Consider the following 17816-nt stretch of genomic DNA (forward strand, 5'->3'; position numbering starts at 1 on the left):
AGCCTGTGAGAGAGGCGCTGCGCTTCACCGGATCAGGCGGAGGCGAACCCGACCTTGAGAGCGGACACGAACGGTGACCAGGCGGCCGGTCCGAAGACCAGTGCGGGACCGTGCGGGACCTTGGAATCACGGACGGGGATGCCGGCCGAGTACCGGTCCAGCACCTCCAGGCAACTGCCACCCTGATCATTGCTGTACGAGGACTTTCGCCAGCCTTCCAGCGCTGTCGCGTTCGAGATGGCTCGGTCAGTCATGGCGCTCGTAGTCCCTCGCTGTTGCCCTGAGTAGCGCCAGAGATTCCTTGAGCGGCAGTGCGTTGACCAGCGCGAAATCGTAGCGATGTTGCAGGTCTTGGACCACTGATGGGGCGTCATGGAGCCTGCCCATGGGGTAGGCGTCCCGGTGCTTGGGCGTCGGGCCTGCTCACTGGACCAGTTCGATGTGGGGATGGTGCGGGGACACTGGACAGGCGTGGAGTTGCAGGTCGTAGCCGCGCGCGATGTCGATCATGGTGAAGTTCGCCGGGGGATAGCCGGGAAGTATCGCAGTGGGGTTGGCCTGGTCCGCCTCGGGGGCCCAATTGTCGGTGTCGGCCCCCCATTCGGTGGTGGCGATGGTCAGCAGCGGATCCGCCTCGGTGCCGCATTCGGGGCAGAGCCGGGGCTTGGGGTCGGTGAGGCCCCAACGGGTCCAGCCTCCGACCTTCCAGCCGGGAGCGTGGGACAGCGTATCCCCGTAGAACTCCTCCGGGGCGACCTCGTACGAGCTGTCCACTGCGGCTCCGGCCGCCTCCCACCTGTTCCAGTCCTCCAGCTGTTGCTGCAGCTCCTCGCTCAACTCCATAACGTTGGGGTACTCGGTGACCTGCTCCGGTTCCAACAGGCACGGCTCCGGAAGATAGCCGGGGAACTGGACCACAGGCGGCTCTGGTGGTGCGTCGAGTGCGTCGGTGATTGTGGCGGCGGAACGCCAGTACAGCGCGGTCCTGGGGTGCGCCGGGTGGTCGAAGGGGCACCACAGGACCTGGAGAAGATCGGCGCCGGTCTGTCCGGGTGGGCGCAGCAAGGGGATGTCGCGTACGTACAGTTGGGCCACGGGAAGCATGGGAATCGGGCCGTCGAACCACGGGCGGCCCTCGCTGAGCCGCTGCTCGATCTCCAGTTCCTCGGGTGTGACCGCGGGTGCCTGGGCATCGCGGAGTTGCCGCTCGGCTGCTGCTGTGCGATTGCGACGCAGGAGCCTGATGTCGTCCGGAGAGTGCATCACTTTTGCTGCACGACTGTCGTGCGGCCCCTCGCAGTGCGGCCACGGCTCGTCGGCGGGCCACAGGAGCGGCCCGCCGACGGAACTGTCGTGCATTGACGGCGTACCGGGGCGGGGATGCAACCGGGTTGCCGTGCGGGCCAGCGGGGCCAGCTGAGGGAAGAGTGCGGTCACGTCGAGTGGCCGCGGCGGGGTGGTACGACTCATTCCGGCTCCCGATGGCATAAATCCTGCTGAGATCAGTTACCGAGGTTGAGCAACCCGGTGTTCGCCTGGGTATTGGGGACGTAGACGTTGGGGAACAGGACCTCCGTCGTTCCGTCCACCCGCTCGATGTTAGCGCTCATCGTGACCCCCACTGGGATCGTGCTGGTCGCGTCTCGGTAGATGGGTGTCACCTCATAGAAGATCGCGTCATCCGCCCCGAAGGTGGCGCTTTTCACCATGTCCTGAGCCTCGGCCTCGTAGGTTCGCATGCTGGGCGTACCGGTATTCATACCGACTTGCCAGCAAGGAACGAGGTTGTCCTGACCGCCGTCCCGAACCTTGCCCGGTCCACCGAGGATCTTCGCGATCAGGTGGCACCGAGCTTGATCGACTACGGGCGGGTTCTGTTGGTTGAACAGCTTCGCGTCCTCCCAGCCTGTGGGGTTGCCCCCGGCTTCCTTGCCTTCACGAAGGTTCTTTCCCAGGCAAGCTTGCGCCAAGAGGGGCCGCGTACCGGCCGGGCCGAGTGGGGTGGTGGTCTTGTTCCTGTGGGCGACCGGTTCGGTGGCGTTCTTGATCCATCCGTCGCCTGCAGGAAACGAACCGGCCGGCGTGCGCTGCAGGCAGGGCGCCTGCGGGTGGGCGGTCGGCGTTGTGAACTTCACCTGGAACTGCTCGGCGTCGATGACGCGCTGGTTCTCGAACCCCTCGGTGAGCTTCGCGTCGGCGAACTGCTTGTCAGCAAGCGGGACATGGGCACGCACGCATGGCTGGTTGGGATCCAGCTCCAAACTGTCGCCCAGCACGTAGGTGTCCCATCCACCATTGCCGAGATTGGGAATCACCTCGACGCACCGAGCGCCGTCGATACCTCCTTCCTCGGCCTCTGCGAAGGGGAATTCGCCACAGGTATCGTTATCGACGAGGTCCAGATTCGCCTCGAAAGGCTCCGTAGCTGCGCTTCCGCACGTGCGATCCGTGCGGTCGGCCGCACCGCTCTTCTTCCTGGTCAGCGGCTTGTTCTTCCCCCAGCCGTCGGCGAGGTTCTGCTGGGCCCACTGATAGGCGGCCACCGCGCCACCCGGTTCCGAACCCTGCGCGCTCATCGGCACGACGGGCATGATCGAGGGGATGACACAGCCCGCCGTCGAGGTGCCCCCGACCGCGTTGTCGCAGCGGATCTTGCGCGGGTTGTCCCACGAGGCGTTCGGGTCGATGGCCGTGGCGCCCGGGGAGGTCACGTACATCTTGTACGAGGTGAGGAACTGCGCGACGGCGCCCGCCGCGGGGGACGAGGAGTACGTGACGGTGCCGGTGAGGGACTGTCCCTCGACCAGGTCGCTGACGTACCAGGGCGCGGTCTTCGTCGCCGTGCAGCCGGTCCCGCAGGCGGCACGGAACTTGGCGCTGAGGGCGACGACCTCGCCTTGCGCGGCGGTCATCGTCACGGTGACCTGCTCGCTCCACGTCGTGCCGCTCGCGGGCAGTGACGCACTGGTGGAGACCGTCAGGGTGGCGCGCCCGAGCTCCCCGCCGTTGCTGTCGCGCAGGAGGTAGAGGACGTTTATCCCACTCACGCAGTAACTGAAGCGCTCGTAGGAGTAGTTGCCGGGGGTGACGGAGCAACTGGCGGCAGCGGCAGAAGCGGCAGCGGCAGTGGGGGCGGCGGAAGTGGCGGCAAGGCTCTGCGGCTGTGCCGTGGTGCGCGCGGCCGGGGCGGGGCTGGTGCTCACACACGCCTCGACGGCGCCCGCCCTGCGCTCCTTCGAGCCTGCCTTCGTAGCCTCACAGTGTTCCCCGGACTGCTTGGGGAAGGCGCTGGTGGCGGTGGCGGGGGCCGGAGCGGCGGTCCGGTTCGTCAGGTCCACCCTCCCCACCTGCCGCGGCTTCGCGTCCGCGGTCTGCTGTGCCGTGGCCGTACCCGCCGTGGTGAGTCCCAGCGTCACCGCGGTCAGTACGGCCAGTACGGTCGACCGGGCCCGTATTCGGGCCGTGCCTCTGGGGCGTATGTCGTGCATGTAAGTCAGATCTCTCTTCCTTGATTCTTTGTCTTGGTGGCAGGGAGGAAGGGGGGCACCGGACATGCAGTGCCCCCCGAAGGGCAGCGACGGGTGGCCTGCGCTCTACCGCGTCAGGGCCGGACGAAAGGGACGCGCTCGTCAGGCGGCCAGTCCGAAGACATCGCTGAGTCCCTTGGTGATGGCGGAGACCCCGTCCTCGGCAACGCCCGCGATCCGGCCCACGACGGGCTTGACGAGAGTGCTGGCGGGCTTGACAGCCGCGCCCAGTGCCTTGCTCGCACCGAAGGTGACCAGGCTCAGGCCGGTACTTGCGGCGGACCAACCGAACTCGCTGCTGGTGAAGCCGTGTTCAATGCCGGTGAAGACAGTGCTGATGGCGCTCGCGCCCACGGAGACCTCGGCGAAGAAGCCGGCCGCGACGAAGGCGGGCGGGAAGACGAAGCCTGCGAGAGTGCAGCCGGCGGCCAGGAAGCCGGCACCGATGCTCACCACGTTGGCCGCGTCGGCGTACCACTGGGCGTCGTTCCACCACTCGTCGGAGTCGGCGGAGTCCTTGGTGCCGTTGGGGTTGACCTGGTTGTTCCGGTCGTTGGCGGCGGGGTCTTTCTTGGCGTCGCGGTCCGCCTTGGCCCTCTCGGCGGCCAGCTTGGCCGCGATGGCCAATTCGGCCTGGTGCTTCTCGGCGGCGATCCGCTTGGCGTCGGAGTACGCGGCGGCGGCCTCCTTCGCGTCCGCCTGCGCGGCGAGCTTGGCGGCACGGGCGGCGTTGGCCGAAGTCTGGGCGTCAGCGGAGGACTTGAGGGCGGCACGCGCCGAGTCGATCGCCTTGTTGGCCGAGTAGTTGGCTGTACGCGCCGCGCCACGGGCGGTCGCGGCGGCCGCCTTCGCCTTGTCGGCGGAAGCCTGGGCGTCAGCGGCCGACTTGTCGGCGGCGTCCGCGTTCGCTCGTGCCTCGTCCGCGTAACTGTCGGCCTTCTTGGACGAGTCGAGCGCCTTGTCGGCCCACTCCTGGGCCTTGGCGGCGTCGTTACGGGCGTCAGCGGCGGCCTTCGACGCGAGCTGCGCGTTCTGCTGCGCCTGGTAGGCGATCTTCGAGGCGGCGGCGATCGCACCGCGGATCGCGGCTACATGGGTGGCGGTGTCGTAATCGAGCTGGGCCGTCTGGAACTGCACCACGGAGATGAAGTTGCGGAGCATCCACGCCGGGCCCTCGAGGGCGACCTCGGCGTAGGCCTGGGTGAAGGCGCCACCGGTGGAGATGAGCTGGCCGGCGAGGACCTTGTCGTCCTCCTCCTGCGCCAGCGGGTAGGCCTCGTCGAAGAAGTAGTTGAGGGATTCGGTGGTGTTCTTGTCGAGTGCGTCGTTGGCGGCCTTGGTGACGGCCTTGCCCGCGCCATCCTTGAGGATCTTGCCGATCGCGACGCGCAGCTCCTCGTCGGAGGCCTTTTTTATGCCGATGGTGAGGAAGTCGCCGACGGCCGTGGAGGTGGAACTCGCAAGGGCGACCTGCGCGGCCTGGGCGATCGCCGGTGCGGCGACCGTCGCCACATGGAGAGCGGTCTCGCGGTCGTCCTGGGCCTCGGCGAGGGCCCGGTCGAGGTCGATCCAGGCGAAGATGTCGTCGTCGGAGCCCGCCAGGGCGTGCTGGGCGGCCTGCCGGGTCCAGGCGCCCCGGGCCTCGAGCAGGCCGATCGCGGCCTTGCGGCCCACGGTCGCGGCGACTTCCATGTCGCCGGAGTACAGAGCCTGTTCGGCCCTGGAGGTGAGGTCCTTGATGTCCTGGGTGGTGCGTTCAGCCAGGAGCCGCTTGTCGCGGGTGTCGGACAGCTCGTCCGCCTCGACGGAGGCGAGCAGCTGTGCCTCCTCCATCGCCTGCTGCTTGTCCTGCTCAAGGGTCTGGGCCTCGGCGGCGCGGGCGTTCTGCTCCACCGTGACGGCGTCGGAGACGGCCTTGGTGGCGACGTTCGCGGCCTTCACGGCCGCATCGGCGTGCGCGGTCGACTTGTTGGCGTAGTCGATGGCCTGGCCCGCGTACTTCACGGCCTCCTCGGCCGCGGCCGCCGCATTGTCGGCGTGGTCGGCGGCGGAGTTGGCGGCGTCGCGGGCGGTGCGGGCCGCGGCGGCGGCAGTGCCGGCCAGGGCCTGTGCGGCGGACGCCGCGTTGGTGGCACGGTTGGCGGCAGCGGTGGCGATCGCGGCCTGACGCTTGGCCTCGGCGGCCTCCGCCTGGGCGACACCGGCGGCGACGGCGGCCTGGGCGGCGGCCGTGGCGGCGGCGGCCGCGTTGCGTGCGGCGGAGGCGGCGGCACTGCCGGCGGTCGCGGACGCATCGCCGGCGATGGCGGCCTTGTCGGCGGCCTTGGCGGCGCTGCGGGCCTTGGCCGCCGCGTTCCTGGCGGCGACCGCGGCGTCCTTGGCCGCCGCCGTCTTGGTCGCGTCCTTGGAGGCGGCGATCGCGGCCTTGTAGGCGGCGGCCGCGGCGCTGCCCGCCTTGGATGCGGCCTGAGCGGCGCCGGTGGCCGCCCAGGAGGCGCGGCGGGAGGCATTCACCGCGGCGTTGGAGGCGTTGATGGCGTTGCGTGCGGCGTCCGCCGCGCCCTTCGCCGCGCTCGCCGCCTTGCGGGCCGCCGCCCCCGACTTCTGCACGTCGTTCTGGGCGGCGGTCGCCTCGGCAGCGGCCTTCTCGGCGGCTTCCTTGGCCTTCCCGGCGGCGGTCGAGGCGCGGGCCGAGGCCTCCACGGCCAGGTTGGTCTCCTGTTCGGCGAGCTTGCCCTCGCGCTCGACGAGGGCCACCAGCTCCTCGATGGTCGCCGACTCCTGGTCACGGGAGCGCGCGATGTGCTGGCCGGTCTCGATGAACCACTGCACGTCGCCCGCGGCGCCGTCGAGCGCACGGCTCGCGTACTTCTGCACCTCCGGGCCGGCGGTCACCAGCATGGCGCTGACCTGGACCCGGGTGTCCTCCAGGCGCGAGTCGTACTGGCTGTCGGTGAGGAAGGCGGTGAGAGCCGGATTGGTGCCGGTGTTGAGGGCGGTGTTGGCGCTGCGCACCACCGCCTTGCCGCCGGTGGACGAGACGGTGGTGGTGGCGACCTGGAGGTCTTCGAGGATGGCCGGCTTGAAGCCTTGCTGCAGGAAAGCGGCGATCGCGGCGTCGCCGTTCTCGAGGGCGGCGACGGCCTCCCGGCGCAGGCCCTTGCCGGCACGGTCCAGGCTGCGGACGATCGCGACCCGGTTGTCGTCCACGGTCTGCCTCGGCAGCGTCTCGGCGAGGAAGGTCTGGATGTCGGCGTCCGACCCGTAGAGGGCCACGGCGGCGGCGGCCTTGACGCCCTTGCCGCCGGTCAGCCACGCCCTGACGACCTTGGCGCGCTCGGTGTCCGGCAGCGGCACCGGTTCGGGTGCGGTGCCTTCGGTGGCGGCGGCGGTGGCCGGTATCAGGACCGAAGGGGTGGCCGCGACGGCGGTCGCGGCGGCGAGCGCGCCGAGCACGCGGCGTCGGCTCCAGAAAGCTGTCTGCATAAGGGGAATTTCCTCGCGTGAGAAGTGGGATGAGCACCGCTGAAAGCGCGCGGGCAGGATCCGGCACGGGATACGTGGAAACGTCAGTGAATGACGGCGACCCTACCAACTCGCCACAGGGAGAGCAGAGTTAAAAAACCGGGTCACTCCTTCCATGCAACCCTTCGAGGTGGCGAACGCCACACCTGACGTGTCATCAAGATCACGCGTTACAGCAGGTGGTGACGGTTGGTCGACGTTTCATGCCCGTGTCGCCCTGGTTGCGTTCGCGAATTCCATGCAGCTCTGCAGCCCTCGCGGCGAGAAGTCGGCCGGGCCTTTGTGAAGTAGCTGTGAAACCCATCGATATGAGGGGCGCCCCGCAGGCCTGTCATTCCGCTTGAGGCGCGGAGCGCGCTGAGGGGACATGGCGCAATGGTGGCGAGGAAATCGACTTGCTGTGCGGATTCTTGACGCTGTGGCGGCAGGCGTGGATGCCGTACTCGCCGCGACCGCTGGTGGCCTTGCTCCGCCGAGCCGGAAGGCCGGCGTGGCGAGCGCCCCGCGTCACTGGATGAACCTCCCGAGGACGTTCAAAAAGCACCCAGGGTAGGGGTAAGCGGCACAGGGTTCCCATGTTCCCCCCGAAACAGGTGTCGATGTCATCGATTACCGGCGGAAGGATTGCACAGATCACGCGGGTGAATTCACACTCAAGGCAAACGCGTCCGATTTATCCCGCATGGCGCGTGTGTGTGTGTCGCGCGAGTGTGAGGGAGTGGTGAAGGTGCCTGCGTACACCGGATCGTCCGTTGCCGATCCATCATCGGATGTTTGCACTCTGATTGCGTGCGGCATGCAGGGCGTTCATGCTGAGGTGGTCTGCGTCACGGTAAGAGCTGTGCTTATGTCCACTTCTGCGTAGAACGCGATGGCTGGACAAAGCATGGATCATGAGATTTCATAGCGCGGTCAAAGGGTTCCCGTCCGGGATGTACAAGCGCTTTCACGGTCCATCGTCCGTGCGTCTTGATGCCTCCTCGGCCCCTGGCCCCATCGTGCGGCAAGGCAGATGGACGGGACTTTGAGTGGCTGTCTGGGGGCGGGGCGCCGGAGTTCCACAGGGGGGGTGAGCTCATGGGTATGCGTTTGCAAGCTGTTGCCTTGTTATGTCGCGAGTCGTTTTTCCGCACACTTTTGAGCCTGTCCTCGCCGTTGGAAACGGCTTCGACGCCCGCCTTTCATTCCGTGTTCCGGGTTTTCCGGGGCCGACGACGAGGGCTGTGGATCAGGACTGTGATGAAGGCACGTGTGCGTACCGCGCTTCAGGCGCGGACGAGCCGCGGGAGACTTGTGCGGCGTGTTGTGGGACTGGCGGCAACGGCCGCCCTGGGATGGCTCGTTGTGGCGCAGGGCCTGCCGGGCGCTTCCGTCGGGGCGGGTGCGTCGGGCGCCGACGTGGCCCCGGTCGCGGGCGAGGCCCCGGGCTATGCGGTGGAGGACTTCGCCTATCCGCAGGCGGACAGGATCCTGGCCGAGCAGGGGATCGTGCTCAAGCGGGGTGACGGTCACATCACCCTGGCCGACTGTGCCAGTGGTACCGGCCTCCTCCAGATCATGGCCCGGGAGCGGTCGGGGTCGATCTGTTTCAGGACGGTGGGCAACTCGGGCTGGCTGACGCTGGAGATCCCTTCCGTCTACGTGATGAAGGGCAACGACTACGCGACCCAGGTGGACATGACCGTCGGGAGCGAGGAGAAGTCCTTCGACATCACCAAGAACACCTGGACGCCCGTGGGAGAGAGCGCGGACGAGCAGGGACGCGAGTTCATGCTCATGGAGATCAGGACCTCCAAGTAGCGCTCCGTCAGTTACGGCCTCGGCTCGCCGAGTTCGTCCCGTAACAGTCGAGTTCGCTCCGTCAGCTCCGCGTTGCAGGCCGGGCTGCCCAAGTCGCGCCAAGTCGCGCCGAGACGCGCCCTGTTGCTGTCGGCCGATCTCTTTCCGCTTCCTTTTTCCGTCTTCTCGCCCCAAGGACGTCATGCTCACCCCACACGCCAGACCCGTCCGGCTCGCCGCGCTGGCCGCGACCCTGATCGCCGCGCCGCTCGCCCTGTGCGCCGCGCCCGCGCAGGCCGTCAGCGGCCCCGCCGTGCCCGCCGCCGAGACCACCTACGGCTACACCGCGCGCCTGGACATCGGTAACGGCACCCGTGGTTGCTCCGGAGTCCTCGTCGACCCCGAGTGGCTGCTGACCGCCGCCAGCTGCTTCGTCGACAACCCCGCCGCCGGACTGAGCGTGCCCGCCGGCGCACCGAAGCTCGCCACCACCGCGACCATCGGCCGCACCGATCTGACCGGGACCGCCGGCGTGGTGCGCAACGTGGTCGAGCTGGTCCCGCGCACCGACCGCGACCTGGTCCTGGCCCGCCTGTCCGGCCCGGCGACCGGTGTCACCCCGATCGCGCTGGCCACCGCCGCGCCGACCGTCGGCGAGGAACTGCGCGTCGCCGGCTACGGCCGCACCAAGGACGAGTGGGCCCCCCTCGTCCTGCACACCGGTGCCTTCTCGGTGGACGCCTCGGACGCCACCACCGCCACCGTCACGGGCAAGGACGGCGTGTCCGTGTGCCTCGGTGACACCGGCGGCCCCCAGATCCGCGTCTCCGGCGGCACTGCCCAGCTCGCCGCGATCAACAGCCGCTCCTGGCAGGGCGGTTGCTACGGCATCGACGCCACCGAGACCCGTACCGGCGCCGTCGCCACCCGCGTCGACGACCTCGGCTCCTGGGTCGCGTCCAAGGTCAACGCCACCCGGGTGAACGACTACAACGGCGACGGCATCGAGGACATCGCCGTCGCCGACCCGGAGGCGACCGTCGGCACCCACACCAAGGCCGGTCTGGTGCGGGTCGTGTACGGCGGGGGCAAGGGCACCGCCGAGATCACCCAGGACCTGGACTGGGTGCCGGGCGGCGCGGAGAACAGCGACGGCTTCGGCGCGGCCATGGCGACGGTCGACTACAACCAGGACGGCTACACCGACCTGGTCGTCGGCACGCCGAACGAGGACGTCGGCAGCGTGGCGGACGCCGGTTTCGTGGATGTGCTGTACGGCGGCCCCGGCGGCTTCGGCACCGGCCCGGCCGCGCTGCACCTGGAGCAGGGGGCCGGTTCCGGCGCGATCGCCGCCTCGGCCCCCGAGGCCGGCGACAACATGGGCTACTCGCTGGCCGCGGGCACGACCGCCGCGGGTGAGGCGTGGCTGGTCATCGGCGTGCCGGGCGAGTCGCTCGGCACGGTGACCAAGGCGGGCGAGATCTTCTACCTGCGCGGCACCACCAACGTGGCCGTCCACCAGGAGAAGACGGACGTGCCGGGCACGGCGGAGGCCAACGACCGCTTCGGCACCTCGGTCGCCGGTGACGCCAACCACATCGCGGTCGGCATCCCGAACGAGGCGATCGGCACGTTCGCGACGTCCGGCGGTATCGCGGTCTTCGACCACAAGCTGAACGCGGGCGGCATCCCGACCCCGGTGGCGGGCATCGACCAGGACACCGACGGGATCTCCGGTGGGGCTGAGGCGGGCGACCAGTTCGGCGCCTCGCTGTCGATGACCGAGTACCGTCCGGCCGGGGCCACGGCCGCCACCGACTCGATCCTGGCGGTGGGTTCGCCGGGCGAGTCGCTGACCGTGAGCGACGTCGACAAGGCGAACGCGGGACGTGTGGTGACCCTGCGGATCACCGCCGCGGGCGTGGTCAGCCAGATCGGCGACATCCACCAGGAGGCCGACGGCGTGAGCGGCGGCGCCGAGGTGGGCGACCGCTTCGGCGAGCGGGTGGCGGTCGTGAACACCGCGCCGCGCTCGGTGGGCACCGCCGCCACGATGAAGCTCGCGGTCGGCATGCCGGGCGAGGCGGTCGGCACTGCCGCCAAGGCCGGCGCGATCCAGACCTTCTCGCTGCTGGGCGCTCCGGGCGACTCCGACTTCTGGATCCAGGCGGGCAACGTCGGCCTGCCGGGCACCCCGGCGGCCAACCAGCAGCTCGGCATCAGCCTCAACGCGACCGGTACGAACCTGTACGTCGGTATGCCCTACGGCCCGTCGACGTACGGTGCGGTGCACGTGCTGCCCTGGTCCAACGTGACCGGCGGCACCGTGGGCGCGGTCACCACGTACGCCCCCGGCACCGGAAGCCTCCCGGCCGCCGGCGTCCGCTTCGGCGCCGTCGTGAAGTAGACACGGCAGCAGTCCGGTCCACAGGGAGCCTCCGGGACCCGCGCCCCGGGTCCCGGAGGCTCCCTGCGTGTGTTCGGCGAGCGGGACCGACGGGGTCAGCGGGTCAGCGCGAAGCCCGCGAACAGCAGGGCGACCACGACGACGGAGCAGAACACGAGGTGCGAGCGCGGGTGATCGAACCGGTCGGGAGTCACTTCGTTGTCGACCGCGTGGAAGTAGGCCGTGAACAGCTTGCGGGTCGGGAACAGCCCTATGGTCAGGCCGATCAGGGCGAACGCGTACATGACCAGCATGGCGGCCAGCCCGAAGCGGGACAGCAGGCCGACCACGACCGCTGCCGCGCCACAGCCGACCATGACGAACGGGTACACCACCCGGAACTTCCGGACGGGGATCCACGTGGCCATGGCTGCGCAGTGGATCACGGTGGCGGCCACGGCCAGCAGCCACAGCCACTCGATCGGGACGGAGGCGAGCATGAGGCCGGGTCCTTCCGGGAGAAGGGTGCAGGGGCCGGTGACGGATCACCAGCCCCTGCTGGTTGCTTCACACGACGGGGCGACGGCCCAGCGGCACGTCTGTGCCGTCGCCCGGGAGACTCATCAGAAGAACGACATGATGCCGATGGCCGGGGATATCAGGTCGTGGCCGAACCGTGTGACACGACTGACCACCGGTGCCACCTCGCCCCCGACCTTCATGAGCGAGCTGAGTGCCTGGGACTGGCCGAACGTGATCAGGCCGATGGCCGTACTGACGGCGGAATCCCTGAACTCGGGGCTGCCTACACCGTATTCGATGCCGGTGAACACGGTGCTGAGGGCCGCGGTCCCGAGGGACACGAAGCCGAAGACCGACGCGGCAAGCTCCAGAGGCGGAAAGGCGAGGCTGGCCAGGCCGAGGCCGGCGGAGATCAACCCGGTGCCGATGCTGATGTAGTTGAACGCGTCCGCGTAGAAGCCCGCGTCCGTGTACCACTCGTCGTTGCTGCCGTTGCTGCCGTTCGAGTTGACCCTGTCGCACGGGGTGCCGTCGGCCGGGTTGGTTCCGTTCGCCCGGTTCTGCTTTGCCTCGTCGGCCGCCTTCCTCGCGGCAGCCGCGACCTCCGCCTGCCGCTTCTGAACGACGATCTTGCGGGCGTCGGTGGCCGCGGCCGACGCCGTCTTCGCGTCCTTGCCCGCCGCGATCGCGGACGCCCGTGCGTTTGCCGCCGAGGCCTTGGCGCTGTAGGCGGAATTCAGTGCGCTGCGGGCCGAGTCGATCGCCCTGTTCGCCGAGTAGTTCGCCGAACGGGCGGCGCTGTGCGCGGTCGCCGCCGCCGCCTTGGCCTGGGCCGCGGACGCCTGGGCCGCGGCGGCGGAGCGGTCCGCGTCGTCGGCGTTCTGCCGGGCCTGGGTGGCGTAGGTGTCGGCCTGGTCCGCCGAGGCCTGTGCCTTGGTGGCCCACTGCGCCGCCTCGGCCGCCGCCTGGCGCGCCTCGGCGGCCGCCTTCGACGCGAGCGCCGCGTTCTGCTGCGCCTTGCAGGCGATCTTCGCGGCCGCGGCGATCGCTCCGCTGATCGCCGCGATGTGGGTCGCGGAGTCGTAGTCGAGCTGTGCGGTCCTGTACTGCGCGAAACTGATGAAGTTCCGGCGCATCCACGTCGGGCCCTCCATGGCCACCTCGGCGTGCGCCTTGGTGTAGGGGCCTCCGGTGCTGAGGAGCGTCGCGGTGGCGACCCCGTCGTCCTCCCGCATGGCGGCGGGGAACGTGGTCTGGAAGAAGTCCTGCAACGCCGAGGCGGTGTTCGCGTCGAGGGCGGACTGGGCTGCCGCCTTGACGGCCCTGCCGGGGTTGGTACCGAGGACACGGCCCACCTGGACGCGGTTGTCCTCCGCCGCGGCCTGGACCGCGCCGTCGGTCAGGAAGTTTCGCGCCGCCTCGGAATCGTCGCTGGTCAGCGCGGTGGTCGCGGCCGTCGCGATCGCGGGGGAGGAGATCTGGGCGAGGTAGAGGGCGGTCTCCCGGTCGTCCTGGTTCTGGGCGACGGCCCGGTCGGTGTCGATCCAGGCGTGGGTGTCGGCGTCCGAGCCGGACAGGGCGAACTGGGCGGCCTCCCGGGACCAGGAGCCCTTCGAGCTCAGCAGACCGACGGCGGCCTGGCGGCCCAGGGTGGCGGCCAGTGTCAGGTCGTTGCCCGCCAGGGCCTGTTCGGCCCGGGAGATCAGATCCTTGAGTGCCTGGTCGGTCTGCTGCTCCTGGGTGCGCTTGTTCTCGGACGAGGCCAGTTCGTCCGCCTCGTACTGGGCGAGCTGTCTGGCCTCGTCGATGCCGCGCAGTCTGTCCGTCTCGATGCCGGCCAGCTCCGCGTCCCGCGCGGCCTGCGCCACCGCGAGGGCGTCCGTGACGGCCTGGGTGGCGGTGTCGGCGGCCGCGATCGCCGCGGCCGCGTGGGCGGTGGACTTGTTGGCGTAGTCGAGCGCCTGGCCCGCGTACTTCACGGCCTCGTCCGCGGCGTCCGCCGCCTTCTCGGCATGCGCGGCGGCGGAGTTGGCGGCGTCGCGTGCGGTACGCGCTGCTGCCGCGGCCGAGTTGGCCAGGGCCTGTGCGGTGGAGGCGGCGTTGGTGGCGCGGTTCGCTGCGGCGTTGGCGATGGCCGCCTGGCGCTTGGCCTCCGCGGCTTCCGCCTGGGCCGCTCCCGCGGCGCTCGCCGCCTGGGCGGAGGCGTTGGCCGCGGCGGCCGCGTTGCGGGCTGCCGAGGCGGCCGCGGAACCGGCGTTCGCCGCCTGGGCGGAGGCGGTCGCGGCGGAGTCGGCGGCCTTGGCGGCAGACCGGGCCTTGGCGGCGGCGTTGCGGGCCGCGACCGCGGCGTTCTTGGCCGTGCTCGCCTTGGAGGCGTCCTTGGACGCGGCGATCGCGGCGTTGTAGGCGCTGGACGCGGCCGACCCGGCGGCCGCGGCGGCGTGCGAGGCGGCGGTGGCGGCGTTGGCGGCGCGACGGGAGGCGCTCACGGCGGCCTGCGAGGCGCTGATGGCGTTACGGGCGGCGTCCGCGGCCCCCGCGGCGGCACTGGCGGCCTTGCGCGCCGCAGCCCCGGACCTGGCCACGTCGTTCTTGGCAGCCTCGGCCTCCGCCGCGGCCTTCTGGGCGGCTTCCTTCGCCTTGTCCGCGGCGGTCTGGGCCCGCTGGGAGGCCTCCACGGCGAGGTCGGTCTCGGTCTGGGCGCGCTGGCCCTCCCGCTCGACCACCGCGACGAGTTCATCGATCGTCGCCGACTCCTGGTCACGGGCGCGCGCGATGTGCTGGCCGGTGTCGAGGAACCACTGGAGGTCCGTCTCGGTGCCGTCCAGGGCACGGCTCGCGTACTTCTGCACCTCCGGGCCGGCCATGACCAGCATGGAGGTGACCTGCACCTTCATGTCATCGAGGCGTGCGTTGAACTGACCGTCGGTGAGGAACGCCGACAGAGCCGCCTGGGTACCGGAGTTCAGGGCGGCGTTGCCCGCCTTCGTGACCGCCTTGCCGCTGGTGCTCATGACGGTGGCGGTGGCCACGCGGAGGTCCTCCTCGAAGGCGGACGTGAAGCCGCCGTTGAGGAAGTCCCTGATGGCGCTGTCGCCGTTGTCGAGGGCGGCGGTGCCCGCACGGCGCAGACCGGTGCCGGCGTTCGCCAGATAGGTGAGGACGACGGTGCGGTTGTCCTCCGCGGTCGCCGTCGGCAGGTGTTCGGTGAGGAAGGCGGTGATCTCGGCGTCGCCGCCGACGAGCGCCGTGGCCGCGGCGGCCTTGACGGCCTGTCCGCCCGTCAGCCACGCCTTGACCGCCTTCGCCCGGTCGGTGTCCGGTAAGGCGAGCGGATCGGCGCCCGCGGTGTCGTCTGCCGCGGCCGACGTGGCGAGCGCCAGGTCGAACCCGAGGGCGGACACCGCGACCATCGCGGTGCTGCCGGTGACCACTGTGCGGAGGAAGTTCCGCCTGCTCCACTGCTTCACGCGCATCGTCCGACCACGCCCTCGTGTCTTTTGCCGTTGTTTCGCATCACTGGATGAACCTCCTGAGGAGGAGCAAAAGGCACCCGCGAAAGGGATAAGCGGAGCAAGGGCCCCACTGTTCTCCTCTCCGAAACAGGTGCCGATGCCATCGATTACCGGCGGAAGGATTGCACAGATGGCGTGCGCCGGATTGCCTATTCGTCGACTCGTCATGGACTACCGGTGGAGAGAGAAATCACGCGGCGTGCGGGCAACTCAGCGGTGAGTGATGCGCGCCACAGGGGAAGATGGCCTTTTATCCAGTTTCGTGAAGAGTTAAACCACTGGACAAAGTATGGATCTTGAGATTTCATGACGCGGTCAAAGGATTTCCGCCGAGACGCACAAGCGCTTTCAAGGCCGGTCGCCGACGGGTCTCGCGTTTCTCCGATCTCTTGTCCAGTTGTGCGACAGGTTGGGCGGGCCGGAGTCTTTTGGCGGTTATTTCCGAGCGGGAAACCGCGCTTCCAGGGGTGGGGGTGAGCTCATGGATATGCGCGTGCAAGCTGTCGCTCCGTTATGCCTGGAATTATTCATCCGCATGTCCTCGAACGTGCCCTCGGTGCTGGGCGTGGCCTTCGCGCTCGCCTTTCATTCCGTGTTCCGGGTTTTCCGGAACCGACGACGAGGGCTGTGGATCAGGACTGTGATGAAGGCACGTGTGCGTACCGCGCTTCAGGCGCGGACGAGCCGCGGGAGACTTGTGCGGCGTGTTGTGGGACTGGCGGCAACGGCCGCCCTGGGATGGCTCGTTGTGGCGCAGGGCCTGCCGGGCGCTTCCGCCGGGGCGAGTGCGTCGGGCGCCGACGTGGCTCCGGTCGCGGGCGAGGCCCCGGGCTATGCGGTGGAGGACTTCGCCTATCCGCAGGCGGACAGGATCCTGGCCGAGCAGGGGATCGTGCTCAAGCGGGGTGACGGTCACATCACCCTGGCCGACTGTGCCAGTGGTACCGGCCTCCTCCAGATCATGGCCCGGGAGCGGTCGGGGTCGATCTGTTTCAGGACGGTCGGCAACTCGGGCTGGCTGACGCTGGAGATCCCTTCCGTCTACGTGATGAAGGGCAACGACTACGCGACCCAGGTGGACATGACCGTCGGGAGCGAGGAGAAGTCCTTCGACATCACCAAGAACACCTGGACGCCCGTGGGAGAGAGCGCGGACGAGCAGGGACGCGAGTTCATGCTCATGGAGATCAGGACCTCCAAGTAGCCCGCCGCAGGCGCCTCGCGCCGGAGCCGCCGCGCTTCGCCGGGCACCGGCACCGCACTTCTCCCACCAAGGAAGCCGAAGGTCACATGCGACACCCCAGACGTCACCGTCCCGCCACACTCACCACGGTGCTCGCCGCCGCGCTCGTCACGGCGCCGCTGGCGCTGACCGCCACGCCCGCCAGCGCCGTCTCCGGTCCGGCCGTGAGCGACAACTCCCTCGCCTTCACCGCGCGCTTGGACATCGGCGACGGCCAGAAGGGTTGCTCGGGCGCCCTGGTCGACCGCAACTGGCTTCTCACCGCGGCCAGTTGCTTCGCCGACGACCCGGCGCAGAGCCTCGCCGTACCCGCGGGCGCCCCCAAGCTCAAGACCACCGCGATCATCGGCCGCACCGACCTCACGAGCACGGCCGGTGAGACGCGCGACGTCGTGGAACTGGTCCCGTACTCGTCCTCGTCGCGGGACGTGGTGCTGGCGCGGCTCGGCCGGCCGGTCACCACCGTCGCGCCCGTCGCCGTCAGCGCCACCGCCGCCACGGCCGGCGAGGACCTGACGGTGGCCGGCTACGGCCGCACCGCGACCGAATGGTCCCCGCTGGGTCTGCACAGCGGCACCTTCACCGTCGGCTCGGCCGCCGCGGACACCGTCGACATCGCGGGCAAGGACGGCGCGAGGGTGTGCATGGGCGACACCGGCGGCCCGGCCGTGCGCACGGTGGCCGGCAAGCCCGAGCTGGTCGCGCTCAGCAGCAGGTCCTGGCAGGGCGGCTGCTTCGGCATCGACCCGGCCGTGACGCAGACCGGGGCCGTCGGCGCCCGCGTCGACGATCTGCGCGACTGGGTGACCTCCATCGTCTCCGTCCCCCGGGTCACCGACTACACCGGTGACGGCAAGTCCGACGTCGCGTACCTGTACAACTACGGGACCAACGCCGACGGCACCAACCACACGGGCCTGTGGCTCCAGACGTCGACCGGCAGCGGCTTCAACGCCCCGGTGAAGCCCTGGGACTCCGGCACCGGTTCCTGGGACTGGAACCGCAGCAAGCTGGTGTCGGGCGACTTCAACGGCGACGGCCTGGCCGACGTCGGCGCCCTCTACCAGTACCCCGACACCTCGGACGGCCGCGGCCACACCGCGCTGTGGACGTTCACCTCCACCGGTACCGGCTTCAACGCGCCGGTGAAGGTGTGGGACTCCGGCACCGGCTCCTTCACCTGGGACAGCTCCGCTCCGGTGTCCGGTGACTTCAACGGTGACGGCCTCGCCGATGTGGGCGTCCTGTACAAGTACGCCAACACCTCGGACGGCCGGGGTCACTCGGCGCTGTGGACGTTCACCTCCACCGGTACGGGC

The 17816-nt window shown here is 69.7% G+C and carries 10 protein-coding genes; 4 read left to right on the forward strand and 6 right to left on the reverse strand.

Annotated elements, in window-relative coordinates; all coding sequences use genetic code 11:
• Positions 1–32: 32 nt before the first annotated feature.
• The 4 genes from ACZ7OY_RS01350 to ACZ7OY_RS01365 form a co-directional block, all read right to left on the reverse strand.
• Entirely contained in the window at positions 33–254 is a 222-nt protein-coding gene (locus tag ACZ7OY_RS01350; protein WP_471909480.1) for a DUF397 domain-containing protein, read from the reverse strand.
• A gap of 169 nt (positions 255–423) precedes the next feature.
• Positions 424–1470, reverse strand: coding sequence for a hypothetical protein (locus ACZ7OY_RS01355; RefSeq protein ID WP_471909481.1), 1047 nt, complete (start codon positions 1468–1470; stop codon positions 424–426).
• Between the two features lie 32 nt (positions 1471–1502).
• On the reverse strand, positions 1503–3338 hold the full coding sequence (locus ACZ7OY_RS01360; RefSeq protein ID WP_471909482.1) for a DNA/RNA non-specific endonuclease: 1836 nt from the start codon (positions 3336–3338) through the stop codon (positions 1503–1505).
• 291 nt (positions 3339–3629) lie between these two features.
• Positions 3630–7013, reverse strand: coding sequence for an ALF repeat-containing protein (locus ACZ7OY_RS01365; protein WP_471909483.1), 3384 nt, complete (start codon positions 7011–7013; stop codon positions 3630–3632).
• 1332 nt (positions 7014–8345) lie between these two features.
• On the opposite strand from ACZ7OY_RS01365, the gene ACZ7OY_RS01370 reads away from it, so the two are divergent.
• Both ACZ7OY_RS01370 and ACZ7OY_RS01375 read left to right on the forward strand, forming a co-directional pair.
• A complete protein-coding gene (locus ACZ7OY_RS01370) occupies positions 8346–8852 on the forward strand; it encodes a hypothetical protein (RefSeq protein WP_471909484.1) in 507 nt (168 codons plus the stop codon).
• Positions 8853–9033: 181 nt separating this feature from the next.
• Positions 9034–11238, forward strand: coding sequence for a trypsin-like serine protease (locus tag ACZ7OY_RS01375; protein WP_471909485.1), 2205 nt, complete (start codon positions 9034–9036; stop codon positions 11236–11238).
• Between the two features lie 95 nt (positions 11239–11333).
• Here ACZ7OY_RS01375 and ACZ7OY_RS01380 read toward each other — a convergent pair whose 3' ends face one another.
• Positions 11334–11717 (reverse strand): hypothetical protein, encoded by a 384-nt coding sequence (locus ACZ7OY_RS01380; RefSeq protein WP_471909486.1) that lies wholly within the window; start codon positions 11715–11717, stop codon positions 11334–11336.
• Between the two features lie 123 nt (positions 11718–11840).
• Positions 11841–15215 (reverse strand): ALF repeat-containing protein, encoded by a 3375-nt coding sequence (locus tag ACZ7OY_RS01385; RefSeq protein WP_471909487.1) that lies wholly within the window; start codon positions 15213–15215, stop codon positions 11841–11843.
• A gap of 736 nt (positions 15216–15951) precedes the next feature.
• Here ACZ7OY_RS01385 and ACZ7OY_RS01390 point away from each other — a divergent pair.
• Positions 15952–16458, forward strand: a complete 507-nt coding sequence (locus tag ACZ7OY_RS01390; RefSeq protein WP_471909488.1) for a hypothetical protein — start codon at positions 15952–15954, stop codon at positions 16456–16458.
• A gap of 86 nt (positions 16459–16544) precedes the next feature.
• The coding region (locus ACZ7OY_RS01395) for a trypsin-like serine protease (RefSeq protein WP_471909489.1) at positions 16545–17816 on the forward strand (1272 nt) is incomplete at its 3' end.

It is taken from the genome of Streptomyces sp. NPDC107559 (assembly GCF_055657365.1).